This window comes from Paenarthrobacter sp. NPDC091669 (assembly GCF_044756725.1).
In the GTDB taxonomy this organism is placed as follows: Bacteria; Actinomycetota; Actinomycetes; order Actinomycetales; family Micrococcaceae; genus Arthrobacter; species Arthrobacter bambusae_C.
Window position 1 is genome coordinate 172,410 of record NZ_JBIVTK010000007.1, and the last position, 26,704, is coordinate 199,113.

Here is a 26,704-nt window from a genome sequence, read left to right on the forward strand (position 1 = left end):
AGAGCGTCCGCGGGAAACCAATGGGATGCGAGAGAGCGTCAGCGGGCGCGCTCGACGCGCTTCTCATCCCAGACGGGTTCCTCGGATTCGTAGACCTTGCCGTCGGACCCGAAGATCATGAACCGGTCAAAGGACTTGGCGAACCAACGGTCGTGCGTGACCGCAAGGACGGTGCCTTCGAAAGAGTCGATGGCACGCTCCAGGGCCTCACCGGAGTGCAGGTCCAGGTTGTCGGTTGGCTCGTCCAGCAACAACAGGGTGGCGCCGGACAGTTGCAGAAGCAGGATCTGGAAGCGGGCCTGTTGGCCACCGGACAAGGACTCGTACTTCTGCTCGGACTGACCAGCCAAGCCGTACGAATCCAGGGCACCGGCCGCAGCTTCGCGGGCGAGTCCGGAACGGTGCTCATCACCGCGATGCAGGATCTCCAGCAGTGTCCTGCCCAGCAGATCAGGCCGGACATGGGTCTGCGCGAAGAACCCCGGCCGGATGCGGGCGCCCAGCTTCACGGTTCCTTCGTGCGGTACTTCAGCAATAACGACGTCGGACACCGGCAGGTGCTCACGCTCCGGATCGGTGCCGCCGGTGGCAAGGAGCCGCAGGAAGTGACTCTTACCGGAACCGTTGGAGCCGAGCACGCCCACGCGGTCACCGAACCAGATCTCCGTGGAGAACGGCTTCATGAGTCCGGTCAGTTCGAGTTTCTCAGCCACTACGGCACGCTTGGCCGTTCGCCCACCCTTGAGGCGCATCTTGACGTTCTGCTCGATCGGCAAGGCCTCGGGTGGCCCGGCTTCCAGGAACTTTGCGAGGCGGGTTTGCGCAGCTTGGTACCGGTTGGCCATGTCGGAGCGGAACGCGGCCTTGTTCTTGTACATGTTGACGAGTTCTTTGAGCTTCACGTGCTCCTCGTCCCAGCGCTTGCGGAGTTCCTCGAACCGGGCGTTACGGTCCGCACGTGCCTCCACGTAGGATCCGAACCCGCCGCCATGGATCCACGCCGAGGCGCCGTTGATACCCGGCTCGAGCGTCACGATGCGACCCGCCGCATTGTTCAGCAGCTCACGGTCGTGGCTGATGAACAGCACGGTCTTCTTGGACTCATTGAGCTTGCCCTCCAGCCAACGCTTGCCGGGCACATCCAGGTAGTTGTCCGGTTCGTCCAGGAGCAGCAGCTCATCCGGGCCGGCAAACAGCGCTTCCAGCACCAAACGCTTCTGCTCGCCACCGGACAGCGTCGAGGCACGGCGGAACTGCGCTTTATCGAAGGAAATCCCCAACGCAGCCATGCACACTTCGTCCCAGACGGTCTCGACGTCGTACCCGCCGGCATCTCCCCAGTCCACGATCGCCTGGGCATATTTCATCTGGGTGGGCTCGTCGTCGTGCTCCATCATGGCCAGCTCTGCGTCCTCAACCGCCTTGGCAGCAGCCGCGAGGCCGGCCTGTGCGGTGGAAACGAGGAGGTCGCGGACGGTTGATTCGTCACGGACCTGGCCAACAAACTGGCGCATGATTCCCATGTTCCCTGATCGGCCCACAACACCTTCGTCCGGCGTGAGGTCGCCGGAGATGATCTTGAACAGCGTGGTCTTGCCCGTTCCGTTCGGTCCGATCAGCGCAGTCTTGGTGCCGTCGGGGACCTTGAAGGTCACCCCGTTGAGCAGCTGGGTGCCGTCGGAGAGGAAGTAGTCGATGCCGGAAACGTCAATATGGGCCACGTTTCAATCCTCCCACGGCACGGTATTAACGCTCGACGGCGACAGTCGGCAACGCTCGACGACGGCAGTTGGGGGCGGAACCACCCGCCTAGGGCTTCCGCCGGGCAAACTCAGGCGCATGCTCGGGGCGCGGGCCGAAGGCGATCATTCGAGCGGGCAGCTTCCCGAACCCGGGGAAATTCCGCGCAACAAAGAGCAACGGCTTGGGAGGTTTCGGCTGCTTACCCGCCATGACCTGAGCGAACACCACACGATGCAGCACCCGCTGGAAGGCCTGGATCATGACCGTGGGAAGCCAACGCCGCTTCTGGACCGCGGCGAGGTGGCCGTCGTCGAGCGTTTCCGTCAGCAACGGCGAGGCGAGCACCCGCGCCGCTGCCACAGCGTCCTGCACTGCCAGGTTGATGCCCACCCCGCCGGCGGGTGACATCGCATGGGCGGCATCCCCAATCAGCAGCAACCCGGGCTTGTGCCACCGGGACAGCCTGTTGAGTTTCACATCAAGCAGGTGGAGGTCGTCCATGGAGGCAATGGTGTCCACACGGTCCGCAAGGTCCGGTCGCAAACTGGCTACCTTGGCGCGGAAAGCCTCCACACCTTCAGCCCTCAACTGAGGATCCGAACCCTTGGCCGCCAAGTACGCGATCTGGTGATAATCCTTCCGGGTCAGGCTCAGCAGGACGTCTGACTTGCCAAAGCGCGGCGCTATGGAAGCCACCGGCTGGTCCTCGCTTGCGGTACGCGGGAGCCGGAACCACCAAGTATCAAAAGGTACGGGAAATTCGCGCGGGACCAGTCCGGCCTTCGTCCGGAGGATCGAGCCGCGGCCATCACAGGCCACCGTCAAAGGAGCCCGTAGTTCGCCCCTCCCCACAACAGAACCAGTCCGCGGATCACGGGTTCCGTACGTCACTCCAACCACAGCACCCGAAGCGTCAGTCAGCAGGTCCGTCGCCTCCGTATTCATCAGCAACGTGAAGGTAGGTTCCTGCCGGGCCGCTTCCACCAGGAAGTTCAGCAAATCCCATTGCGGGACCATGGCCACGTAGTTGTAAGGGGCCTTGAGTCGTCCAAAATCCGCAAGGACCACGGAGTCACCCGATCCTGCGGGCAGCCGGAAATTGCCCAGTTTGCTCTGGGGAAGGGCACGAAAACCTTCACCGAGCCCCAGCTCGTCCAAGAGCCGGATCGTCGAGGCGTGCACAGTATCGCCCCTGAAATCACGCAGGAAATCGGCGTGTTTCTCCAGCACAGTCACCTTCACGCCGGCGCGGGCAAGCAGCAGTCCCAGAACGATTCCGGCCGGCCCTCCGCCCGCCACCACACACTGGGTATCTGCTGCCATGATCAGCCTCCGGTTCAGCCCGCCGCGGTCAGGAACGACTTCAACAACGGCCCGCTGGTGGTGGCACCCAGCCCGCCCTCTTCAACAAAAACTGCGACTGCCAGGTCCCCGTGAGTCGCCACGATCCAGGCGTGGGTCTTGGGTGGGTTGTCGTTGCCGAATTCCGCGGTTCCGGTCTTGGCTCCCACGGGCGCGCCGGGCACCTCTGCCAGGAACCCTGCGTGCCCGGACGTGACCACGGCGCGCATCATGTCGGCCAGGGACGCGGCCTCTTCCTTGGTGATCGGCTGGGTGGACGCCGGTGCAACGCTTGTCGTTGCGGAAGCGGACGACGACGGCGCGGAGCCGCTTTCCGTGGGGGCAGCAGTAGCGCCGGGGTCCTGCGCAGCGTCGGCGTTCAGCACGAGCTGCGGTGAAACCGGGGCCCCGTTGGCGACGGAAGCGGCCATAATGGCTGCCGAGAGCGGCGAGAAGAGGACCTTGCCCTGGCCGATCATGGAGGCAGCGTGCTCGGTTCCTTCTGCGGCCCCGGGGACCGAGCCAAGGAAAGCATCCGCGCCCAGCTTAGGGGCTTCAACAGCCACACCCAAAGCCTGGGCAGCCGACTCAAGTTGGTCCTGGCTGACGGTTTCACGGGCGTTGATGAATGCCGTGTTGCAGGAGTGCGCAAACGCGTCCCTCAAGGCGACGGAGCCCAGTGATGTTTCGGGGTAGCCTTCGGCGTTCTTGAAGGGGCGGCCGTCGACAGTCAGCGTTGAGGGGCACTCCACCTTGGAATCCGGGGTGGCACCATTGCGGAACATCGCCAGCGAATCAACCATCTTGAAAGTGGATCCGGGTGCGTACTGTCCCAGGAGCGCAGTGTTGTAGCCGTTGCTGCCCGGACCGGAGGCCGCGGCAAGAACGGCGCCTGTTGAGGGCCTGATGGCCACAATGGCGGAAGCCGGTTCGATTCCTGCCAACGTTGCTTCAGCCAACTGCTGAAGCTTCAAGTCCAGGGTGGTCTTGAGCGTGGTGCCCGGCGCAGGAAGGGACGAGAAGAACACCTTGGTGCCGGGGGTTTCGCCGTCGGTCTTTTCAGCCGGGGTGGCCACCACTTCCACGCCATCCTTGCCGCGCAACAGGGCGTCGTACTTTTGCTGCAGGCCGCCGGTCCCCGTGGTGTCACCGGCGCGCAGGGCGCCATTGGATTTCTCGATCTGCTCTGCGTTGGCCTGGCCTACGCTGCCCAAGAGGGCGCGGGCAAAGGTGCGTGTGGGTGCCAGCGCCATGGAGTCCAGGATGCTGACGCCGCCGGCAATCGCCTTGATCCTGGCCTCGGTGATCTCAGCTGTATAGGCGCGGAGGACGAGGCCCTCCACGAAAGCCTGTGGGCCGGAGGCGGCAACCTGCTTGGCATACTCTTCGGCATCCAGGCCGAGCAGAGCTGCCATGGCACGGGCAGAGGCGTCCGCTTGTTCAGCGGGAACCTTGGTCTTGTCGATGCCAACCCGGAAAACCGGGCGGTCCTCAACAATCGGAGCGTCCCCAGCGCCAAGGATCTGGCCGCGCTGGGCGGCAACGGTCTTGACCGACAACGTCTCGCCGTCGGAGAGTTGGGGCGCCAGCAGGGCCGGGCTCCACTGAACTGCCCATTTGTCGCCGGACTTCTTCAGCGTGGCGTCGGAGGTGTACTCCCATTTTGCCGAGCCAATGTTCCAACTGTAATTAAGGGGGAAAGTTGCGGTGTCGCCGTCGAGCTTGACGTCGCCGGAAGCAACCGAGGGCTTCGCTCCCAAGCCCTCAAAGACGGCGTTGAGTTCATCGTTGGCCGCGGCTGCGTCCTTGCCCTCTACGGCGAGCGATCCGACGTCGAGCGCTGCCAAGGAGGACGCGAGCTGCTTGGCGGCTCCCTCCGCACCGGCGCGGCCGTCGTCGCAGGCCGTCAATGAACCAGCCATCACGAGCGCTACGAGACCAAGGACAAAACCCTGCTGCATTTTCAGTTTCCCCATTTGGCACATTATGCCCCGTTCCCCTGACAGTTTCTTGTTGTGCCCGGGAAGCGGACAGCCGCCGCCTGCCAGCCCCGGGAAAGGGCGGCAAGCGACGGCTGCCTGGAACCGCAAACTACGGAGCGCAGGTGAACTTGGCATCACCCCAGACCCCGTGCGCGCCGTTGATGGAGCCGGACGGGTCCACCACCAGTTCCACGTACGCCACGCCTGTCAGGTCAACAGTTACCGATTCCGGAGCGAACCCGGGGGTGTAGGTGCGCGACTGGTACTTGTTCACGCCGTCGGCATTGACCTTGAAGATGATGTTGCCACCGAAGCCGCTCTCAAGCCCTACCTGGGAGGTAAACGAGGTGCATTTGCCGCCCAGGTAATACGTGATCTTCGAGGCAGCGTGGACCCCAAGACCCTTGGTGAATACGGGCTGCTGTCCTGTTGCAGGGTCCGTGTAATTGATGGCCAGCGGCTTGTCCGGGGACGATGCCGAGTCCTTGTTGGCCACGTTCTTGCCGATCACGCCGTAACCGTTCAAGGCCTGGACCCACGGAGTTTCGGAGGCGTAAACGGAGCCCACCGGAACATCCGGCAAGGGCTGTGAGGTCACCTTCCAGTCGAAGAACTTCACCCGGGTGTCTGCCGGCAACGTGACGGATGCCAGCTCCTTGGTGGGGTTCAACCGGACGGTGTTGGAGAACGCCTGATACTTGTATTGCGTGTACTCCGGTGATGGACCATTGGCGTTGTTCCGACCCTGTTCGGACACCGCCAGGACAGCCCCGTTAAGGACGGACGGCTGCAGCCAGTTGGGGAAGAAGATGGATTGTTTTTCTATGCTCCCATCGGCATATGTCAGGGTCAGGGTGGGGCTGGTGCCGTTGCCCACCGCGGCAGACCCGAGGACGGCCAAGTGGGTTCCCTTGCCCGTAACAGCGATTGTCTGGGCAGAGAGCGCAACGGAGTTTGGTACGTCCGGTCCTACGGAAGGCCAGGTGTAGTCCACCTGTGTCGGCTTTCCGGCATCCACCGTTACCGTGCTCCCCGGCCGGACGCCGCCCGCAGGAACCGTAGCGGCAGCCAGCTGCCCGGCAGCGAAGGTGGCCCCTCCGCCGTCGAAGTTTCCGAGGGCCTTGCCGGCCACGGTGGTCACCGAAACGGTGTTGTACGCGGCAGCCAGGGAACCGTAGGCGACGTAGATCTGGTTGCCGCCCGACACCGTTTGCGCGCTGGAGTCAGAAGCAGCGTACGACGCCGACACCCGCACGGTCTGTTGGCCCGCCTTGGCGCTGGACCCGGGTTTGATGATGAAGGTTGCCGTGGTTGTGGCACCGCCGTCGACCTTGGCTGCGGTTGCTCCGTTGGATGAGAGCACGGTCCAGCCTTCCGGCAGAACCGGTGTCAGGACCACGTTGCTCTTGGCCTTGGTTCCGGTGTTCACGAACGCCGCAGTGACAGAGGTTTCCTGATCCTGGAAGACCTGCCCGCCGGTGGTCACCCGAACTTCAGCGGCAGTGTCTTCCTGGCTCTTGCCGCCCAGCGGTCCGGCCTGCTGAAGCTGCACGGTGGCCGACTGGTTGGAGGCAAGTGAGCCCGTTTTCACCCAGATGGTGCCGTTGTTGGCTTCATCGAAGTACCAGCCCGTGGTTGCTGCAGCATAGGCGGCCTGGGTCGCGTGCTGGGCGAGCTTGGTGCCGCCGATCTTCACATCCTTGGGTGCTGCGCCTGCGTGAACCTTGAGCTCGTAGGGGCGGGCCGCTGCCTTGCCGGTGTAGTCGCCCTTCCGCTCTCCGATGGAGACCTTCACGCTGCTGTTGCCCGTGCCGGGAGCATCCACGGTGAAGACCTGGCTGGAAGATTTCCCGTCCTTGAATTCGCGGGTGACCTTATCGTCCTCGTAAAGGGTGAACGTGTCCTGGCCCTTGGCGTAGACATCCAACGTGATCATGGAATCTTCGGGAACCAAGGAAGCATTCCGGGCCACGATGCCTTGCGGGATCACCGCTCCTGCGCGAACGAAGACCGGAAGCTTATCCAACGGCGCGTTGTAGCCGTTGAGGATCTGGCCGCCCTGGTAGAGCTTGCCCGTCCAGTAATCCACCCACTGCCGGCCTTCGGGAAGGAAGATGCCGTTGCGGACATCGGTCTGGGTAAAGACCGGAGCCACCAGGAAATCGGAACCGAGCATGAACTGGTTGTTGGCCTCGGCACCGTAGGACCACTGCTGGTCAGGGAACTCAAGGGCCATGGAGCGCATCATCGAAACGCCCGTGGTGGAGGATTCCTGGGCCAGCGTGTAGATGAAGGGCATCAACTGCTGGCGGAGCTGCAGGTACTGGCGGTTGATGGCCGTGGCCTCGTCGCCGTAGAGCCACGGACGCTTGTCCGTAGCAGCCCAGCCGGACATGGAGTAGAGCGCAGGGGCAAAGGCCTTCCACTGAAGGTCACGCACATAGGACTCGGCGGATCCGCCGAAGATGCCATCAACGTCGCCCGTGGTGAACGCCAGCCCCGAGTTTCCGGCACCGGTGAGGGCGGAGACCTGCCAGCGGACGGCGTCGAGGTTTCCTGAATGGTCACCCGTCCACTGCATTCCGCAACGCTGGGAGCCGGCCCAGCCTTCAACCATCAGCGAGGTGCCGCGGGCGTTGGAGTATTGCTCGATTCCGCCGTGCGCAGCTTCGCACCCGGTGAGCGCTTGGCGGTAGCCCTGGCCCACCCAGGCGACGTCGAGCTTGCGGAGCCGAACCCCGGCTTCGCCCACTTCGTACTCCTGGTTGGTCAGGGAGCGCTGGGTCCACAGACCAACTTTGAGGTCGGTTTCGTCCTCGATGTTGCTGACGGTTTCCGGGAGTTGCTGGTACTCGCAGCCGTAGCCGTCGTTGACCAGCATCCAGCCTGCGGGCATGTCGTTCTCAACGAACTTCCGCGCGGTCTTGATGGCGTCCGGGGTGCGCTGCTTGGCGCCGTCGGGATCGCCGTAGCCGGAGGAGGAATAGCCCGGATTGGAGCGGTTGTAGCAGTCAGCATCTCCATATTCCAGAGCGTAGACCGGAGGCATCATCGGCTTGCCGGTCAGCGTGGTGTAGGCACCTAACGCCTGCTTGTAGTCGCCCACAAAGTAGTAGGCGTCAAAGCGCTTTTCCTCATGCGTGGTGGTGGGCTGGCCGCCGAAGTTGTAGGAGCCCCGGGCAAAGGTGTCGCGCAGGACGCCATAGCCGTTGGAGGACATGTAGTACGGCACGGCGTTGGGGTAGCCGTCGTCGTCCCAGTCAAAGTTCTTGGCGATGTTGATCAGGGCGCCGGTGTGCACGGAACGGCCGTTCTGCATGCCGCCGCCGATGAACTGCTCCCCCTCCTGCTGGGCGAGGTGCTGGGTGGCGGAGTTGGCGCCGAACGTGATGGGTGCGGATTCTTCAAGGACCAGTGAACCGTCAGAGCGGACGACGCGAAGTTGGGTAGTGGCCTTGTTGATCTCCACATTGATCTTCGCCGTCTTCAGGACCAGCCAGTCACCGTCTGTGACAGTAGGCGTGACGCCCGGGAACTTGTCCTTGCCCACCACGATGTTGGCGGTCCGGGCCGGGTCACCTTGGTCCGTGTTGGCGGGGTCCGAGAACTTTCCGCTGGGGTCAGCTTCCACACGGAAGTTGCCGTCGTCCAGGAACGTGAAGCGGATGGCGCCCTTTTCGGTGGAAAGGTCTACGACGTTGCCGGCCTGGGTAAAGCCCGTCACCGCGCCGAGAGGTACTCCGGCGGCGTCGACAGGTACTTCGGGGGTGACGGTTTTAATGGCCGCGGGATCGCCGGGAGCGGCATTCGCAGCAGCCGCGAAGGACAGTGCGGGAATGGCTCCCGCGAGGAGTAATGAGGCGAGGCCGAGTGAAGCGGCCTTCCTGGCTAACGAACCTTTTATGGTGCGTCCGGAGCTGTTGGGGACAGCTCCGGACAGACCCAAGGAGGGTGCGGACATGGGGGGCCAACTTTCGACGAGTGACTTTTTGTGATCTAACTCATAGCGAAACGTGCACTAATCGTCACCGCAAAAAGCTCAAAGGTCAACCGTTTCACCAAAATTGACCTCCCCAACCAGGTAGGGAGTCAGTGTCCGCGGATGATCCTGCGCTGCGTTGCCACGGCGATGGCTGCTGTGCGGTTATCCACTCCGAGCTTCGAGTAGATGTGCACCAGATGTGTCTTCACGGTGGCCTCGGAAATGAAGAGTTGCTTGGCCATGGCCCTGTTGCTCATCCCCGTGGCGAGCAGCTCCAGCAATTGGACTTCGCGGGCGCTCAACGCCGGGGCAGGATTCCGGATGCGGCCCATAAGACGTGCAGCAACCTCAGGTGCCAGCGCAGTCTGACCGGCGGCCGCAGACAGCACAGCATGCCGGATCTGCTCGGGCGGAGCGTCCTTGAGCATGTAGCCGCTTGCACCCGCTTCGACTGCCGCAAGGATGTCGGCATCGGTGTCGTACGTGGTCAGAATCAGCACTGGCGGCGGGGGAGTTCCGGCCTCACCCGCCTTGATTTTCCCGGTGGCCGTGACCCCGTCCATGCCACTGCCCATCTGCAGGTCCATCAGCACCAGGTCCACCGGCTCACCGAGTGCGTGGAGCTTGCCCAACTCAGCCAGCGCCGCATCGCCGTCGGACGCTTCAGCAACTACCGTGACGCCCGGAAAGTCCGCCAGCATGGCGCGGAGGCCCGCCCTCACGACGGGATGGTCGTCCACCAACAAGACGCGAATTTCGCTCATGACACACCATCATCCGCCGCCAGCGGCACACGAACGGCCACCACGGTTCCTTCGCCAGGCGCCGATTCAATCTCCAGGCTGCCTTCCAATGCGGCCAGCCGCTCACGCAAACTCTTGAGTCCGACGCCGGTGCCGTCATCACGCGCTGTACCGGCCGCCGTCGACGGCTCAAAACCGACGCCGTCGTCGAAAACGTCCAAAGTCACCTCAGTGCCCAGAAAGGACAGGGTCACGACGGCGGCACGTGCGTGGGCGTGCGCCCACACGTTCGCGAGGGAAGCCTGGGCGGCCCGGAGCAGGGTGGTCTGGTACGTATTCGGAAGCTCAACGGGCGTCCCCACCAGCTGGAACCGGCATCGCAGGGCGGTCCCCCTGGCAGCAGCTTCGGTCTCTGTCTTCACGCAGAGCCTGCGCAGGGTGTCCACCAGGCCGGACTGTTCCAGATCGGGCGACCGCAGGCCCCGGACAAAACTCCGTGCTTCCGCGAGATTGGTGGACGCCGTGTCCTGGACAATCCTCAACCGCTCCTTGGCCGCCTGCGGATCCCCCTCATCAAGGGCTTTCTCCGCAGACCTGCCCATCAGGATGATGCTGGAAAATCCCTGGGCCAGGGTGTCGTGTATCTCGCGGGCCAGCCGTTCACGCTCAGCCAGCATGCCGGCGTCGTGCTGGGTTTGCGCGAGTTCAGCGCGCGTCCGCCGGAGATCGTCGGCAACGGTTCGCTGGTTCTCAGCTTCCAGGAACAACGCCCGGTAGGCCAGCCCGGTGACCACCGCGAAGACGGCCCCGAACACCGGCCCCAGAACCATGGCCAGCTGCAATCCGCCGCCTGCCGATCCCCGGCTGTGGAACCACAAAGCACCCACCAGCAGCGCCGTGCTCAGCGCAATGGCAGGGAGGGCAAGCCGCCGGGGGAGCAGGTGAAGCAGCAGGAAGAACAGTGGGAAGGCCACCCAGGCAAAGTCCCCACTGACCAGCAGGAGCAGCAACCAGAGCAGCATCACCGCGGCCAACCACCACCGCGCATACGGCGTGGGGTTGAAGCGGGAGGCATCGCCGGCGTGGCGCTTCTCCAGGATTGTGCCGGCCAGATACACCAGGGCCAGCAAGGCAGATAACCCCAGCCCCGCCGCCACGGCCACTGGCGATGGCACCCCGGCCGTTCCAACTCCGGTCAGCAAGCGAACAACCGCCACCAGCAGCAGCACCGCGAAACCGACGTGCAGGCACACACGCAGCACGCGGAGGATGGTGGCGGTGCCGGTGGACTGCATGCCTCCCAGCGTAGCCCCGGCGACTCCCCGCAGGCCCCGGATTCGGCGTCCCTGCGGCTGAATCAACCATTCGGATGATCGTCGTGCCAACCCCACGGCGCCGTCCGATCCATCCGGCTCCCGATGTGCCGGGGAACCATCGTTGGAATCGTTGTAAGGGCCGGGATCAAGCCCGCAATCAAGCAAAGGATTCTGATGTTTCTCGCCATCCGCGACATCCGGTTTGCCAAGGGCCGCTTCGCGCTCATGGGCAGTGTGGTCGCCCTGATCACCTTGCTCCTCGTCATGCTGTCCGGGCTGACGGCAGGCCTGGGCAACCAGTCCACGTCGGCCATTGCGGCGCTGCCCGTGCAGCAGATCGTGTTTGGCGCTCCCTCCGGCGGTGAGCCGAAGGCGTCATACACCGAGTCGGAGGTCTCCACGACCCAGCTCGAGGCCTGGCGGGAACAGCCGGGCGTCACTTCGGCGCAAGCACTGGGAATCAGCCAAACCCGGTTCCAGTCCTTGGACAGTGCAGGCGCCCCTGGCGGCACTGCGAACGTTGCGGTCTTTGGGGGTGGGCCCGCACCGGCCACTGTGAAGGACGGGACCGTCATCATTGGCGGGTCCCTGGCCAAGGATCTGTCCCTGACCCCCGGCAGCCGTGTCAGCGTTGGCGGCACGGAGTTGGCCGTGGCCGACGTTGTGGAGGACCAGTGGTACTCGCACACCGGCGTCATCTGGACGACCCTTGAGTCCTGGCGGGCCATCGCGCATGCGGCACCCGGTACCGCTACGGTTCTCGCCGTAACGCACGACGCCGGGACCTCCTTGGACCTCGACGCCGCCAACGCGGCGGCCGGCACGGTGAGCACGGATCCCGTGGGTTCGTTCCAGGCACTTTCCTCGTATAAGAGCGAAAACGGCTCACTCATGCTGATGCAGGCATTTCTTTACGGCATCTCCGCGCTGGTCATCGTTGCCTTCCTGACGGTCTGGACCGTGCAGCGGACCCGCGATATCGCCGTGCTTAAGGCTTTGGGCGCGTCCTCGGGATACGTTTTGCGCGATGCCCTGGCCCAAGCCGCCATAGTGCTGCTGGCTGGCGCCGCCGTGGGCGGTGCCCTTGGCCTGACCGGGGGAGTCTTCGCCGCGCAGGCTGCTCCCTTCCTCATCACTCCCCTGACAACCCTGGTCCCCGTGGTGGGAATCGTGGTGCTGGGGTTGGCCGGCGCGGTTCTGGCGGTCCGGAAAGTCACCTCCGTTGATCCGCTCCTTGCCCTCGGTGGCAACTAATACATTTCCTGAAAGGCATACACAGTGAATACCGCATTGAATCTCGTCAACGTCTCGCTTGAATACCCGGATGGTGGTTCCGTCTTAAAGGCCCTCGACGGCGTCAACCTCACCGTTCGTCCGAGCGAATTCCTCTCCCTGGTGGGGCCTTCCGGATCGGGAAAATCGTCTTTGCTCGCCGTGGCGGCCACTCTGGTCAAACCCACCGCCGGGCTGGTAATGATCGATGGACAGGACGTCTCCGCCCTCAAGGAGGCTGAACGCACAGCGCTGCGCCGGGACAAGGTGGGGATCATCTTCCAGCAACCCAACCTGCTTCCCTCGCTGACCGCCGTCGAGCAGTTGCTGATCCGCGAGCACTTGCGGGGTAATCCGCTGAAGCAAGCCCGCCGCACGGCCGAAGGGCTGCTGGAGGTTGTGGGCCTGTCCGCAGCGGCGCACAAAAGGCCCCATCAGTTGTCAGGGGGACAGCGTCAGCGGGTGAACATTGCCCGGGCGCTCATGGGAAACCCCACCGTCCTGCTGGTGGACGAACCAACGGCGGCGCTGGACCATGAACGCAGCGAGTCAATCGTCCGGCTGCTGCGGCAGGTGACGGATGAATTCTCCACGGCCACTGTCATGGTCACGCACGACACCGAATTCCTGCCCCTCACGGATGCAGTCTCCACCATGCGCGACGGACGGATCAGCCCCGCGCTGATTCCCACCGCGCAGCCCAACTAGCTAGCAGTCAGTTGGGTGAACGGAGGAGGGCTTCGTCCTGGGCGTCGTCATAGGCGTCGCGGGCTTCGAGGATGGTGGGCACATGGCTCTCGGCCCAGTGGCGCAACATGGTCAGCGGCTGCAGCAGGGACTCGCCCAAGGCCGTCAGCTCGTACTCAACCCGTGGTGGTACCTGCGCGTAGACGGTCCGTGTAATCAGGCCGTCGCGCTCCAGGGCGCGCAGGGTTTGCGTCAGGACCTTCGGAGTTACGACGTTCACCATTTTGCGCAGTTCCGAAAAACGGACCGGCCCGTCGCCAAGTACCTGAATCACCAATGAGGCCCACTTGTCTCCGATGCGCTGGAAAACCACCCGCGACGGACAGTTGGGGTCCAGGACGTTGCCGGGAAGGTCATTAGTATCCACGAGGTAACTCAGTTCCTTTGAAGCTATCAGTATCCAATGGATACCGTTGTCTTATTGCAAGGATACCAACCCCAAGGAGAGCAATGAAAATCGCAGTCTACGGCGCAACGGGCATGGTCGGCAGCCAGATCGTCCATGAGTCCATCACCCGCGGCCATGAGGTTACAGCCATCTCCCGCAAGGGCGCAGAAGTACCCGGCGCTGCCGCCCAAGCAGCGGATCTGGCTGACGGCCAGGCGTTCGCCTCCATCGCGAAGGAGCACGACGTCGTTGTGCTGGCTACGGGCCCCAGCCGCACCGGCGGCGACCACGGCGAATGGCTCGATGCCATGGCTACCGCCTACAGCAACGCCGAAGGAACGCGCCTCATGATCGTCGGCGGTGCCGGCACCCTGGAAATCGATGGTGTCCGCCTGCTCGATTCCCCGGACTTCCCGGAGGCCTACAAAGCTGAAGCCACCACTGCAGCGAAGGCCCTCGACGCCGTCAAGCAGACCCCTGAATCGGTTGACTGGACCGTCCTCGCCCCCGCTCCGGTCATCCAGCCGGGCGAACGCACCGGGGAGTACACCGTGGCCAAGGATTCCCCTGCCGGCAGCAGCATCTCATCGCAGGACTACGCCGTAGCCATGCTGGACGAGATCGAAACCCCGGCACATCGACGCGCCCGTTTCACGGCCGCCAACTAGCCCGGGCTAAAGCCCCAGGCCCAGCCCGGGTACCCGCACACCAAAGATGTCCTTGAGGGCATGTTTCGCTGCGTGGTACCCGGGCATTCCTGTCACACCCGGCCCAGGCGGCGTGGACGATGAACACAAATAAACACCCGGCATCGGCGTCCTCCACGGCACGTTGGACACCACAGGCCGCTGCACCAGGCCGCGCAGATCCAGGAGCCCGGCGCTGAAGTCGCCCCCGACATAGTTCTCGTTATACGCAGCCAATTCTGCCGCCGTCGTAGTTTGTGAAGCGACCACGACGTCCCGGAAGCCTGGAGCGTACTGCTCAATCCGCGCCGTGACTGCCTCAGCCATGTCCACTGTGGAATGGGCAGGTACATGGCAATAGGACCAAAGGACCTGGCGGCCCTCCGGTGCCCGGGTGGCGTCCACCACTGATGGCTGGGACACCAGGACGTACGGCTCGGTGGGATGCTTGCCCATGTCCACCAGGTTCTCGGATTCGGCCATGGCAAGCCGCGAACCACCCACATGGACCGTTCCTGCCTTCGCCAGTCCAGAATCCAGCCACGGAACCGGTCCTGACAGGATGAAATCCACTTTGCATGCTGCATTCCCGAATCGGAATGCTTCAAGTGCACGCCGGTACCGGTCGGGCACTTCAGCTCCGCCGAGCCTCGCCAGGGTGGGCGGAGCGACGTCCAGCAGGATGGCCTTTGCGGGCCGGACCTGATCCAGCGAATCGACGCGTTCACCCACGTGGATGGTCCCGCCGTGGTCTGTCAGGTCCTCTGCCATGGCTTTCGCGATGGACATGGAACCCCCGACGGGAATGGCCCAGCCTTCCGCGTGGGCCAGCACGCTGAGGAGCAGGCCCGCGCCGGTGGAACTGAGGGAGGGCTGCGAGCCGAGGGCGTGCGACATGACTCCCGTCAACAGCGCCGGAGCCGCATCTTCCCGGAAACGGCGGCTCCACAGCGGCGTCCCCTGCTCAAGGGTGGCAAGGCCGAACAGGACGGCCGCCACGGGGTCTTTCGGTACACGCAACAGCTGGTTGGAGGTAAAGTCCACCACTCCGTTGACCCGCTCCACCAAAGGCCCCAGAAGGCGCCGGTACGCCTCACCGTCCACGCCCAGTTCCAGGACCGTCCGCTCCAGCGACTGATACGCCAGCGCCGCGCCGCCCGTGTCCAAGGGAGTGCCGTGCTGGACTTCGGGCACCCGCAGGTCTATCCGCCGGGAAAGCTCGAAGGCCCGGAAGAACGGTGATGCCAGAGCCATGGGATGGACAGCGGAGCAGACATCGTAGAGGTAGCCCGGTTCCAGGAGTTCGCTGGTACGCGAGCCGCCACCGATTGCGTCGGCGGCCTCGTACAAGCGGACGTCCAGGCCGGCGCGCGCCATGACCACTGCGGCGGCCAGACCATTGGGACCGGCTCCGACGACGGCGACATCACCCATTGCCGGTTACCTCCGCTCGCTGGACTGCTGGTGTTCGGCGGCTCGGTGGGCAGAGCTCCAGGGCAACAAAGACTGCGCGGGACGGAAGAGGTCTATCCTGAGCCAATCCGGGGCACCGTCAAAGGGTCCTCCGTGAGGATCGTCCTCGCCATGGACGCGCAAAGGGTCCTGTGCCGGAGCCCAGATATCCATGACCACTCGGGCCATGAGGTAGGCGGTCACCGCCATGTGCAGGCCGACTGCCAGCACGTAGTAGGACATGTCGATGTTGTGCTGGACGGAGCCGCCACTGGTTGCCTGGCCCAAGTACATCCAAATGGCAGCCCAGTGCAGCCCCTCGGCTGCCTGCCAGATAAGGAAGTCGCGCCAGCGCGGCCTGGCCAGAGCAAGGAGCGGGATGAGCCAGATGACAAATTGTGGTGAGTAGACCTTGTTGGTGAGGATGAACGCAGCAACTATGAGGAACACGAGTTGGGCGATCCGGGGCCGTCGCGGGGCACACAACGCCAGGGCCCCAATGAGTGCGCACGCCAGGATGAACAGGTACAGCGCCAGCGAGTTGATGGTGGCCGCATTCATTTGCGTCCACTGGACCCGGTCGGCCACCAGGTTGTAAGCAAACCACGGAGAGCTGTACCCAGCCGGGCGTTCCTGCGTGAATTCAAAGAAGTAGCGCCAGCCGGAGGGATTCATCGCGGCGATCGGCAGGTTCACTGCGAGCCACGCAACCAAGGCGGCCCCGGCGGTGACGAAGAACGTCCGCAGTTTCCCGCTGCGCAGCGCCAGGACCAGTACGGCGCCGAGGATGAGGACGGGGTAGAGCTTGGTGGCTGTGCCCAGGCCGATGAACACTCCGGCCAGCATCAGTTTGTCCCGTGAGAAGAAGTACATTCCCAAGGCCAGCAGACCGACGGCCCACATATCCCAGTTGATGAAGCCGGCAAGGATGATCCCGGGAGCGACGGCTACCATGGCGGCATCCCACGGACGACGTTTGTTGATTCGTGCCGTTAGCAGCACGGTGATCATCCAGACGGCCACGATCAACGTTGCGTTGATGTCGAAGTAGCCCAGGATGCGTTCACTGCCCACCCCTTGGCCAGGGACCATCAAGGCGGTGATACCGGCGATGATTCCCATGAGGACGGGGTACTCGAACAGGCTGCCTTGCGTGAAGAAAGGGAAGATGCCATCGCCGAGGCCGCGGTTCTTGAAGAGCTCGGGGAAGTCGGAGTAGCAGGTGGCGTAAAACTGCCCGGGCGTTTGCCACCCATTGACGCGGCAGTACTCCTTGGCGAGAACTGCAAGCAGCGCGGCCACCACGGTCAGGACGATGAGGACCCGTTCAACGGTGTACGGCCCGGAGGAGAGCTTTCCTGGAGACGAGTGCTTTCCCAAGGGCCCGCCAATGAGCTCCGTGAAGTTCCGAAGCAGGGAGTCGCTGCGGCTGGGAACCACAAAGCGGGCACGTTTTTGCTGCCGGTGCGGCTTCGTCTCCTGCATGGATCGAGCTTACAGTCACGCCTTGGCTGCAGCATCACGCGCGGCAAACCTCATCCCGCACCAACGCCGTTAAAAGGGGGGAGCCCACGCGTAGCCGCGTGGGCTCCTTGAGGTTCAGCATGAAGGTGTGGCACCTGAACTCCTTATGGACGGTTGAAGGACATCAGCGGATGAGTCCCATCTGGTGCAGGACAACGTAGACGTCTTCACGGCGCTGGTCCAACAGTTGGCCGTTGAACAGGGTGCGGTCCTTGGGAGCATTGGTGCTCTTGAAGAAGCGCATGTCTTCTGGGCGTTTTCGCATGGTTCACCTCCTTCCAAGGTAAATCATCGGAATTTAGGCACAGCAATTAGAGCCATATGAACTCAAAGAATTCATGGCGCAAAAGGGCATAAAAAGCCGAGGCTAATAAGGGGATAAAAGCGGACCGAATCAGGGAAACCCGAATCGTCGTGCACAATTGCGCGTGCTTCCGGCAGTCGACCCAACAAGAAGCTGGTTCCGAACTTTGGGGAAACTGCGCACCCGCGGCATGCTGCGTGGGTCCGCGCCTACAGCTGACTACTCAGAAGGCCAACCACAGAGTGGCCGACCATGAAACTCCGCCGGCATCAGGGCCGGTCCGGATGGTTCAGGAGTGGGTCAGAGAGCAAAAATGGCGTCGATCATCAGCAGAGGCCGGGGTAGCAGTGACGGTCAACTTCCGTCCGCTAGTCAAAGTAATCATTTTTCCCAACCTCCTTTTCCGGCCGTTACAGCCTGCTGTGGCATTCACCCGACTGACTGATCGGAGAATGCGCGCCTGGTTCCCGGCGGGTCGCTCTGGGAACAAGATATAAGCTACCCCATGAACTGGGGATTTGACCAGCACAAATGGCTAATTCGCCAAAAGTTTTCTAAATTCGTGTTCTAGAGACCCCAACGCACAATTGCGGGCGTCCGCTTATCCCACCCGAGAGTGCAGACTTTCGCCGTTCCGAGAATGAAGTGCCGGCCTTCCCGGGCATCCATTTCCAGCCATCGCGCGGTGAGGATCCTGGAGAAATGCCCGTGTGCCACCACCAGGACATTGTCCATTCCGGATTCCAGGACGCGTCCAATGATCTTGTCGGCCCGGGCAGCTACTTCGTCCAGGGTTTCACCGTTGGGCACACCATCGGTCCAGATGAGGTAGTCCGGGTTGTCCTTGCGGATGAGGTCCGAGCTGATGCCTTCGTAGTCGCCGTAGTTCCATTCGACCGCCAGCGGCTCATGCACGGCTTCCGGATAGCCGGCCAGTTCCGCGGTGCGGCGGGCACGGCGCAGCGGCGAGGTCAGGACGAGGTCGAAGTCGATGCCTTCCAGGACCTTGCGGGCCTCTACCGCCTGCTGCTCTCCCTCGACAGTGAGGGGAAGGTCCGTCAGGCCGGTGTACTGGCCGCTCTTGGACCATTCCGTCTCGCCATGGCGAAGGATCCAGAGTTGCGGACGTGGGGAAGTCGCAGCGTTCATGAAGGCTCCTCAGTTTCGGTCAAAGGCTCGACGACGGCGGACTCGGGTTGCGCTTCCCACCAAGCCAAAAGCTTCTGCTCGGCTTCCTCGGGGGACAGTGGTCCGTGTTCCATGCGTTCTTCGAGAAGGAACTTGTAGGCCCTGCCCACCACGGGACCGGGCTTGAGCCCCAGGAGTGCCATGATCTGCGCTCCGTCGAGGTCGGGCCGCACAGCCGCAAGCGACTCCTGCTCCAAGAGCGTCCTGATGCGTTGCTCAAGGTCATCGTAGGCGAAGGACAAGCGGTCGGCCTTGCGCTGGTTACGCGTGGTGACGTCGGACCGTGTGAGGCGGTGCAGGCGCTCCAGCAGGGGACCGGCGTCGGTCACGTAGCGGCGGACTGCCGAATCGCTCCAGCCCGAATCGCCGTAGCCGTAGAAGCGCATGTGGAGTTCCACCAGGCGGGACACTGCTTTGATCGACTCGTTGTCGAAACGCAGTGCCTTCATTCTCTTCGCCGTGAGCTTGGACCCCACAACATCGTGATGGCGGAAGCTAACCGCGCCGCCCGGCTCAAAACGACGCGTAGCCGGCTTGCCGACGTCGTGCATTAGCGCAGCGAACCTCAGCACGAAGTCCGGGCCGGGCACCGGACCGTCAGGTCCCGTTTCCAGGGCAGCGGCCTGCTCCAGTACCTGCAGCGAGTGCTGGTACACGTCCTTGTGGCGGTGGTGCTCATCGGCTTCGAGGCGCAGCGCCGAAACCTCGGGAAGCACAAACTCAGCGAGCCCCGTGTCCACCAGGAGGTCGATGCCCACGCGGGGGTGCGCTCCATTAATGAGCTTCACCAGCTCTTCCCGGACACGCTCTGCGGAGATGATCTTGATGCGGTCTGCCATTTGCGACATCGCGAGCCGGACGTCGTCGTGAACCGACACGCCCAGCTGGGACGCGAACCGGGCCGCACGCATCATGCGCAGGGGATCGTCGGAGAAGGACGACTCCGGCGCGCCGGGCGTGGCTAGCTCGGAGGCGTGGAGGTCGCGGACGCCGCCGAACGGATCCACGAGCTCCAGGCTGGGCAGCCGCAACGCCATGGCGTTGATGGTGAAGTCCCGGCGCAGCAGGTCGTCGGTCAGCGAGTTGCCGAAAGCCACCACCGGCTTGCGTGAATCGGGGTCGTAAGCCTCCGCGCGGTAGGTGGTGATTTCGATCTGGAAGCCGCTCTTCTTCATCCCGATGGTGCCGAAGGCGCGCCCGATTTCCCAAAAGTTGTCCGCCCACTTCTTGATGACGGCGATGGTCTGGTCCGGCGTGGCGTCGGTGGTGAAGTCGAGGTCCGGGGATGTCCTCCCCAGGAAGAGGTCGCGCACAGGTCCACCCACCAAGGACAGCTCAAAGCCGGCATCGACAAAGCGCTGCCCGAGATCGAGCACCACCGGATCGATGGTGAAGTTAACTGAAGAGCTGTCCAATACGTGCGCCATAGTTCCTTAAGCTTGGCAGATTTTTGCCCGGCATTGGGCCACTGTTCCATGCGAAATCAGGCATGTGTCCATGGAGCATCTCCCGCAGTCCATCTTGTGGCCATGTCCCGGTCATCACTCGAGGGCAAGAGTCGTTAGAGTGGACCTCATGGCCAACCCGATCCCGAGCGCTCCTGGCAGGAGGACAAACGCACCGTTGCCGTCGGCAATCGGCGCGCACGTCGCGCCTGCCCAGCAGCACCCGGTCCAGGCCTCGCTTCCCACTGTGGAGGAAGTGTCAGCGGGCGGCGTTGTCGTAGACACGTCCGACGGCGAACTCCGGGTTGCGATTATTGCCCGCCTTAATAGGGGTGGCCGGCTGGAGTGGTGCCTTCCCAAGGGCCACCCGGAAGGCCGCGAGAACAACGAGGAAGCTGCTGTCCGTGAGATTGCCGAGGAAACCGGCATCGAAGGCAGCATCCTGGCGCCCTTGGGCAGCATCGATTACTGGTTCACTGTGAGCGGCCACCGGGTTCACAAAACAGTGCACCATTTCCTGCTCCGGGCGACGGGTGGCGAACTGACCATCGAGAACGATCCCGATCAGGAAGCCGTGGACGCGGCGTGGGTTCCCATCCAGGAACTGGCACGCAAACTGTCCTTTCCGAACGAACGCCGCATCGCCGACCTGGCACGGGAAGTGCTGCCGGAACACCTCTGAGCCGGGTACGTGGGACGATAAAGGCGATGTCTGAAGCCAAAACCACCCAGTCCGTTCAGTCCGGAGAAGCCCGTTCCAGCGCCATCATGGCTGCAGGGACGCTGGTATCCCGGTTCCTTGGCTTCGCCAAAACCTGGATGCTGGGCGCAGCGCTCGGCCTGGGTTCCACGGTCAATGACACCTTTATCAACGCCAACAACCTGCCCAACCTGATCTTCCTGTTGGTTGCCGGCGGCGTCTTCAATGCCGTCCTGGTTCCGCAGATCATCAAAGCCAGCAAGGCACCGGACCGCGGCGCGGACTACATCAGCCGCCTCTTGACCCTGGCGGTGCTGGTCCTTTTGGCGTTGACGGCGTTGGTGACTCTGGCGGCGCCGCTGGTCATCGACCTCACCACCCAGGGCTACTCCGAGCAACAAAAGGCCCTCGCAGTAACGTTCGCGTTCTGGTGCCTGCCTCAAATCTTCTTCTACGGGCTCTACGCCCTCCTCACCCAGGTGCTGAACGCCCTTGGGGCATTCGGGCCTGCCATGTGGGCCCCGATCCTTAACAACCTGGTGGCCATTGCCGGTTTGGGCATGTTCATCTGGATCCTCGGTTCCAACCTCACCAACCCGCACACGTTGGACAATTGGGGCCCCACGCAGACGTTCCTGATCGCAGGGTTCTCCACCTTTGGCGTGATCGCCCAGACCGCCATTCTCCTCATTCCGGTCTTCCGGCTGCGCCTCGGCCTGCGTCCCCGCTTCGGTTGGCGCGGTGTTGGACTGGGCCAGGCAGCCAAGCTGAGCGTCTGGACCCTGGCGACTGCCGCCGTCGGGCAGTTGGCGTTCCTTTATGTCATGAGGATCGCCACCATTCCCGGCGCCGAGCGGCTCCGCCTGGACAACGCCGGAGACAAGGCCGCAGCGGCTGTCCTGCCCGGCAACGCGGTCCTGGAAGTCGCGAGCCAGCTGTACCTGCTGCCGCACTCGATCATCGCGTTGTCCTTGGCCACCGTCCTCTTTAACCGCATGACGCGAGCATCGCAGGACGGCAACAAGGCCGAACTTCGTGACGCCCTGTCCCACGGCCTGCGCACCATGGCCGTGGCCACCGTCTTCGGCGCCCTGGCCTTGTTCGCGTTGGCTGGTCCGTTGGGCATGTTCTTCTCCGGAGGCAAGCCACAGGACGGCGTCATGCTGGCCCAAACGCTCACCATCCTGGCCCTCAGCACCCCGTTCCTGAGTGCCAACTTCATGATGTCCCGCGTGTTCTACGCCAATGAGGACGCCCGCACCCCCCTGTACGTCCAGTTGTGGCTGGCCGTGATCTACGTGGTGGGCGCGTTCTTCATCCAGTTCCTCCCCGTCGGGCAGATCATTTACGCGATCGCCATCCTGTACACGTTGGGCAATATTCTCTCCGTGGTGATCAGCGTGATGTTCCTGCGCCGGATGCTGGGGCACCTCGACGGTCCGCGCATCGCCAATTCCTACATCCGCATGGGCTACGCCGGCCTCGGTTCCGCGCTTGCGGGTGCCGGCGCCCTCTGGCTGCTGGGCAGCTACCGGGCCGACGGTTTCGCGTGGAGCAGCCGCCCGGCCGCCCTGGTGACGGTGGCCGTCGTCGGGCCCGTCATGCTGCTCGCCTACCTGGTCCTGCTCCGCGTCTTCCATGTCACTGAACTCCGCGACCTCCTGCGGCCGCTCATGGGACGCTTCGGACGCGGCGCCCCCGCACCGGTTACCGGCGCCGTTGTGGAACCCACGACGGCGGCACGCGCCACGGTTTCGGACGATACCGGTTTGATTCCGCGCATCTCGGGCGAGTTCGACGCCGCGTCCTACCGTGCCGGCCCAGCGGTGGAACGCGTTGCTCCCCAGCCCACCCCTGACGTTCCGGACGCCCCAAAAACCTATCTCCCTGAAGAGGACGCCCCCGGCACGGCCCGGGGCAGCAGGTTCCGCCCGCAGGTCCCGTTGCCAGGCCGACGCACCTACCAGGGCGATGCCGGGCACAATCCTTACTTCCCAACCCGCGGAAACCGCCGGAAGTGAGCCGGTGGCGCCAACGTGGGCGCAGGGCATCAATCGGCTAGGCTAGAAAATGAATACAGGTAGTTGCAAAAGCGGTTGAACCGGCTCGCCGGGCCGGCCGCGTGCAGGGCCCGCAACTCCCGACAGCCTAGGAGGAACACGTGTCCCACCCGATCGACGTCGGATCAGTACTTGGCGGCCGCTACAAGGTCACAGCCAATGTGTTGACCTCGCATGACCAAGATCAGGTGCTCGACGGCGTGGACCAGGTCCTCAACCGTCCCGTGAGCATCCTTGTCGCTGGCCCCGGAAACGCTGAGCAGGTTGCCCAGAGCGCCCGCGAAGTCGCCACGGGGGAGCGCCCCGGCCATGTCCAGATCCTGGACCTCGGCGTCAGCGACAACACCACCTACCTCATTACCAACCACAGCAGCGCACCTGATTTGCTGGACCTGGTGGTAGCGACCAACCCGCCGTACATCGAGCCGTTCTTCACGGAGACACTCGGAAGCGAGATCTTCGGCCAGCCCCGGACCTATGAGCCGGAGACGTACGACGGCCTGTACGAAGACGACGAACACGACGCCGAGTACATCCAGTACGACGAAAACGGCTACCCCATTCCCAACGAGGGCGATGCCGATCCTGCCGCCGCCTCCCAGGACAGCAACGTGCCGCCGAAGCCTGCTTCCAGCCCGTCGTCGTCCAAGAGCGGCATCGCCGGCAAGCTCGCTGCTGCCGCCGCCGGCGCTGGTGCTGCCGGTTTGGCCGCGTGGAAGAACTCGGGAAACAAGAACCACGACGCCGGTGCTGCCGCCGGCAGTGGTGCCACTGGCACTGCCGCGGGTGCTGGCGCTGCTGGCGCCTCCGCTGCTGGTCCTTCGGGGGCGGGTGCATCGGCTCAGCCGCCAACGCAGGCCGTGACATCCCAGCCGGCACCTCCCCAGGCTCCGCCGGCAGCCCCGGCGCAGCCTCCAACACAGCCACCAACACAAGCCGTCAATGCTCAGCCGGCACCCACGCGCGAACCGGCCGAACCCAAGGTTTCGCTGTGGTCCGAAGAGGACTATGGCTTTGCCGGAGGTGCTGCTGGCGGCGCCTCGGCTGGCGCTGCCGGTGGTGCCGCAGCCGCTGCACGAGGTACCTCAGACTCCGGTTACGATCGCGCCCCCTCCAGCTTCCCGGCGTCGGCCGCTGTGCAGGAAGACTACGACGACGAGGAAGTGTACGAGGACGAGGCTCCGGAGAAGGAGCCACGTTCCCTCCGTTGGCTCGTCGGCGGATTGCTTGCTGCCGTATTGATCGTGGGACTTGTCCTCGCCGTCACCAACCTGGGAAGCCTCCTTCCCAGCGGTGCGCCTGCAGCCACACAGAGCACCCCAGCTCCCCAGACCAGCACCACGCAGTCTGAGGAGCCAACGCCTTCAGAGACGGCGCCGCCGGCCACACCGCCCGCCATCGAGGGAATTTCCCGCCTCGGCGATTTCCCCTTCGCGGCCACGTACGACAAAGACCTGGCAAGGGCCTTCGACGGCAACGCCGCAAGCTACTGGTCAGACATGGAATTTGCCACGGCCGATTGGGGCGGACTCGTCACCAACATGCCCCTGGTAATTGAGCTCAAGGAAAAGACCGAGGTCAAGTCCATCGTGCTGAACCAGTTGGGTGGATCCGGCGGCAACATCAGCGTTTACACCAACGACCGCCCTGCCATGGACGGAGCCAAGCTGGTGGGCACCAACAGCTTCACGTCCCCGGAACTGACCATGCCCCTGGCAGCGCCGACGCAGACCCAGTACGTCATTGTGGACATCAAGGCCCTGCCCAAGCTGGCTGCACCGAAGACCCGTTTCGGATTCGGCCTGCGCCTGGCAGAGGTCACCGTCCAGTAGCCCCCCCAACCTGGTAGAAGTAGAGGCCGTTGTGACTCGTCAGAACGGCCTTTACTTCTATCTCCAGTGGCGTCACCACTTATTCTCAGCATGCGTGCAGACGGTACCCTTAACAATGGTGGCTTTCAGGGTCCCCATCTCCAACGGAATATTTGGGGTGCAACCGGGGTTGAGTCAGGTGGCTGCCCCGAAAGCCGCAGCATCGACTAAGGAAGAGGTTCACGCCACGTGAGCATTGCAGAAAACAGCGCATCGCAGGTGCGTGACGTCATCATCGTAGGTTCAGGCCCCGCCGGCTACACAGCCGCTGTTTACACCGCCCGCGCCAACATGAAGCCTCTGCTCATTGCCGGTTCCGTCACCGCTGGTGGCGAACTCATGAACACCACAGACGTGGAAAACTACCCGGGCTTCCCCGACGGCATCATGGGCCCGGACCTCATGGAGAACTTCGAAAAGCAGGCCGCACGTTTCGGTACCGAAATCCAGTTCGAGGACGTCACCGAATTGGACCTCGACGGCGACATCAAGACTGTGACCATCGGTACGGGGGAGACCTTCCAGGCGAAGGCCATCATCCTGTCCACTGGTTCGGCCTACCGTGAGCTCGGCTTGGCGAACGAAAAGCGCCTCTCAGGCCACGGTGTCAGCTGGTGTGCAACCTGCGACGGTTTCTTCTTCAAGGATCAGGACATCGCCGTGATCGGTGGTGGCGACTCCGCCATGGAAGAAGCACTGTTCCTGACCAAGTTCGCAAAATCCGTCACAGTGGTTCACCGACGCGATACGCTCAAGGCTTCAAAGATCATGGGCGATCGCGCGCAGGCCCACGAGAAGATCAACTTCGTGTGGAACACCGCCGTTGAGGACGTTCTGGGTGAAGACAAGGTCACTGGCCTGAAACTGAAGAACCTCGTGGATGGCACCGAGTCCGAGCTCGCAGTCACCGGCGTCTTCGTCGCTATCGGCAACGATCCCCGCACGGAGCTCATCAAGGGCAAAGTTGATCTGACGCCCGAGGGAACCATCGCTGTGGAAGGCCGCAGCTCCCGGACCAACATCAAGGGTGTCTTCGCCGCTGGCGACGTCATCGACCCCACCTACCGCCAGGCCATCACGGCTTCGGGCTCCGGTTGTGTAGCGGCCCTCGATGTTGAACACTACCTCGCAGACTTGCACTCCTAAGCTGCATCCAAGCAACCATACGAAGGGAAAAAGTTATGAGCAACGCAAAAGACGTAACTGACGCAAGCTTCAGCACTGATGTCCTGGCTTCCGAGAAGCCGGTCATCGTGGACTTCTGGGCAGAGTGGTGTGGCCCTTGCCGCAAGCTCGGACCCATCCTTGACGAGATCTCCGTGGAGTACAGCGACAAAGTTGATGTTGTGAAGCTCAACGTCGACGACAACCCCTCCATCGCCGCCGAGTACGGCATCACGTCCATCCCGGCCGTGTACCTGTTCAGCGGGGGAGAAGTGAAGAGCACAGTCATCGGCGCCAAGCCGAAGCAGTTCTTCGAGAAGGAATTCGCGGACGTCCTGTCCTAGGGTCAATTCCTCACCCTGATTCAGCAAAAGCCGGCGGCTGCTGCTCCACGCGGAGCGGGAGCCGCCGGCTTTTTGTCGTTTTCCACGTAATGAACCGTTTAGGTTTACTTTTCTATCGATGGTTGCCGTAGCGGGCACGTAATCCGGTCTGATGGTGCATTTCAGTTCTCCCTACCTGGGGTAGGCCAAACGTAGACCCTCTCTCACCTCCCACCACCTTGAACCAATCCCTCTCTCACCTCCCACCCCCTTGAACCAATCCCTCTCTCATGTGTGCCTGCCAACCGGGGAAGTCGGGAACTGTGGTTACTGACCTCGGTGTCTGAACTGAAGTCCTGGGGGAGGACGTCCGTCCGTGCCTTGACCCCAAACGGAATAGGGCCGACGGACGCTCTAGAAATAGATGGCTTCAAAGAGAGTTAGCCGCAAGTCCATTTGGTGCCTTCCTCGGG

General features: G+C 63.3%; 20 protein-coding genes. 8 read left to right on the forward strand and 12 right to left on the reverse strand.

What is annotated here, in order from left to right; all coding sequences use genetic code 11:
- Nucleotides 1-38 precede the first annotated feature (38 nt).
- The 6 genes from ACIQLI_RS13535 to ACIQLI_RS13560 form a co-directional block, all read right to left on the reverse strand.
- Nucleotides 39-1,721: an ABC-F family ATP-binding cassette domain-containing protein gene (locus ACIQLI_RS13535; protein ID WP_089597051.1), complete on the reverse strand. Its 1,683-nt coding sequence runs from the start codon at nucleotides 1,719-1,721 to the stop codon at nucleotides 39-41.
- Nucleotides 1,722-1,809: 88 nt separating this feature from the next.
- Complete coding sequence (locus ACIQLI_RS13540) at nucleotides 1,810-3,066, reverse strand: FAD-dependent oxidoreductase (RefSeq protein ID WP_400389211.1); 1,257 nt, start codon at nucleotides 3,064-3,066, stop codon at nucleotides 1,810-1,812.
- A gap of 14 nt (nucleotides 3,067-3,080) precedes the next feature.
- Nucleotides 3,081-5,069 carry a penicillin-binding transpeptidase domain-containing protein gene (locus ACIQLI_RS13545; RefSeq protein WP_400389214.1) on the reverse strand — a complete coding sequence of 663 codons (1,989 nt, stop codon included), beginning with the start codon at nucleotides 5,067-5,069 and terminating at the stop codon, nucleotides 3,081-3,083.
- A 106-nt stretch (nucleotides 5,070-5,175) separates the two neighbouring features.
- Nucleotides 5,176-9,027, reverse strand: a complete 3,852-nt coding sequence (locus ACIQLI_RS13550; protein ID WP_400389217.1) for an NPCBM/NEW2 domain-containing protein — start codon at nucleotides 9,025-9,027, stop codon at nucleotides 5,176-5,178.
- Nucleotides 9,028-9,155: 128 nt separating this feature from the next.
- Entirely contained in the window at nucleotides 9,156-9,812 is a 657-nt protein-coding gene (locus ACIQLI_RS13555) for a response regulator (protein ID WP_400389220.1), read from the reverse strand.
- Nucleotides 9,809-11,086 (reverse strand): sensor histidine kinase, encoded by a 1,278-nt coding sequence (locus ACIQLI_RS13560; RefSeq protein WP_400389224.1) that lies wholly within the window; start codon nucleotides 11,084-11,086, stop codon nucleotides 9,809-9,811. Before ACIQLI_RS13560 ends, ACIQLI_RS13555 begins: the two co-directional genes overlap by 4 nt.
- Nucleotides 11,087-11,281: 195 nt before the next feature.
- On the opposite strand from ACIQLI_RS13560, the gene ACIQLI_RS13565 reads away from it, so the two are divergent.
- Complete coding sequence (locus ACIQLI_RS13565; RefSeq protein WP_400389227.1) at nucleotides 11,282-12,361, forward strand: ABC transporter permease; 1,080 nt, start codon at nucleotides 11,282-11,284, stop codon at nucleotides 12,359-12,361.
- 24 nt (nucleotides 12,362-12,385) lie between these two features.
- Nucleotides 12,386-13,087 (forward strand): ABC transporter ATP-binding protein, encoded by a 702-nt coding sequence (locus ACIQLI_RS13570; RefSeq protein WP_400389230.1) that lies wholly within the window; start codon nucleotides 12,386-12,388, stop codon nucleotides 13,085-13,087.
- Nucleotides 13,088-13,094: 7 nt separating this feature from the next.
- On the opposite strand, the gene ACIQLI_RS13575 is transcribed toward ACIQLI_RS13570, so the two are convergent.
- Complete coding sequence (locus tag ACIQLI_RS13575; RefSeq protein ID WP_400389233.1) at nucleotides 13,095-13,493, reverse strand: winged helix-turn-helix transcriptional regulator; 399 nt, start codon at nucleotides 13,491-13,493, stop codon at nucleotides 13,095-13,097.
- Between the two features lie 83 nt (nucleotides 13,494-13,576).
- Between ACIQLI_RS13575 and ACIQLI_RS13580 the strand changes: the two genes are divergently transcribed.
- Nucleotides 13,577-14,182 carry an NAD(P)-dependent oxidoreductase gene (locus tag ACIQLI_RS13580; RefSeq protein ID WP_400389236.1) on the forward strand — a complete coding sequence of 202 codons (606 nt, stop codon included), beginning with the start codon at nucleotides 13,577-13,579 and terminating at the stop codon, nucleotides 14,180-14,182.
- 6 nt (nucleotides 14,183-14,188) lie between these two features.
- On the opposite strand, the gene ACIQLI_RS13585 is transcribed toward ACIQLI_RS13580, so the two are convergent.
- The 5 genes from ACIQLI_RS13585 to ACIQLI_RS13605 all read right to left on the reverse strand — a co-directional run bounded on the left by ACIQLI_RS13585 (nucleotide 14,189) and on the right by ACIQLI_RS13605 (nucleotide 20,095).
- The gene (locus ACIQLI_RS13585; protein ID WP_400389239.1) at nucleotides 14,189-15,634 is read right to left on the reverse strand and encodes a phytoene desaturase family protein; all 1,446 of its coding nucleotides are present in this window, start codon (nucleotides 15,632-15,634) and stop codon (nucleotides 14,189-14,191) included.
- A gap of 6 nt (nucleotides 15,635-15,640) precedes the next feature.
- On the reverse strand, nucleotides 15,641-17,137 hold the full coding sequence (locus ACIQLI_RS13590) for a glycosyltransferase family 87 protein (RefSeq protein WP_400389242.1): 1,497 nt from the start codon (nucleotides 17,135-17,137) through the stop codon (nucleotides 15,641-15,643).
- A 163-nt stretch (nucleotides 17,138-17,300) separates the two neighbouring features.
- Entirely contained in the window at nucleotides 17,301-17,441 is a 141-nt protein-coding gene (locus ACIQLI_RS13595; RefSeq protein ID WP_181151794.1) for a hypothetical protein, read from the reverse strand.
- Between the two features lie 606 nt (nucleotides 17,442-18,047).
- Complete coding sequence (locus ACIQLI_RS13600; protein ID WP_089597061.1) at nucleotides 18,048-18,629, reverse strand: histidine phosphatase family protein; 582 nt, start codon at nucleotides 18,627-18,629, stop codon at nucleotides 18,048-18,050.
- A complete protein-coding gene (locus ACIQLI_RS13605) occupies nucleotides 18,626-20,095 on the reverse strand; it encodes a CCA tRNA nucleotidyltransferase (RefSeq protein WP_400389246.1) in 1,470 nt (489 codons plus the stop codon). The genes ACIQLI_RS13600 and ACIQLI_RS13605 overlap by 4 nt, the downstream gene beginning before the upstream one ends.
- A gap of 196 nt (nucleotides 20,096-20,291) precedes the next feature.
- On the opposite strand from ACIQLI_RS13605, the gene ACIQLI_RS13610 reads away from it, so the two are divergent.
- The 5 genes from ACIQLI_RS13610 to trxA all read left to right on the forward strand — a co-directional run bounded on the left by ACIQLI_RS13610 (nucleotide 20,292) and on the right by trxA (nucleotide 26,252).
- The gene (locus tag ACIQLI_RS13610; protein WP_026005276.1) at nucleotides 20,292-20,795 is read left to right on the forward strand and encodes an NUDIX hydrolase; all 504 of its coding nucleotides are present in this window, start codon (nucleotides 20,292-20,294) and stop codon (nucleotides 20,793-20,795) included.
- A gap of 26 nt (nucleotides 20,796-20,821) precedes the next feature.
- Entirely contained in the window at nucleotides 20,822-22,834 is a 2,013-nt protein-coding gene (gene murJ / locus ACIQLI_RS13615; protein WP_400389249.1) for a murein biosynthesis integral membrane protein MurJ, read from the forward strand.
- Nucleotides 22,835-22,974: 140 nt separating this feature from the next.
- Complete coding sequence (locus ACIQLI_RS13620) at nucleotides 22,975-24,705, forward strand: ABC transporter substrate-binding protein (RefSeq protein WP_400389252.1); 1,731 nt, start codon at nucleotides 22,975-22,977, stop codon at nucleotides 24,703-24,705.
- A gap of 228 nt (nucleotides 24,706-24,933) precedes the next feature.
- Complete coding sequence (gene trxB / locus ACIQLI_RS13625; protein WP_400389255.1) at nucleotides 24,934-25,890, forward strand: thioredoxin-disulfide reductase; 957 nt, start codon at nucleotides 24,934-24,936, stop codon at nucleotides 25,888-25,890.
- A gap of 35 nt (nucleotides 25,891-25,925) precedes the next feature.
- Complete coding sequence (trxA, locus tag ACIQLI_RS13630; protein ID WP_354231490.1) at nucleotides 25,926-26,252, forward strand: thioredoxin; 327 nt, start codon at nucleotides 25,926-25,928, stop codon at nucleotides 26,250-26,252.
- The last annotated feature ends 452 nt before the right edge of the window (nucleotides 26,253-26,704 follow it).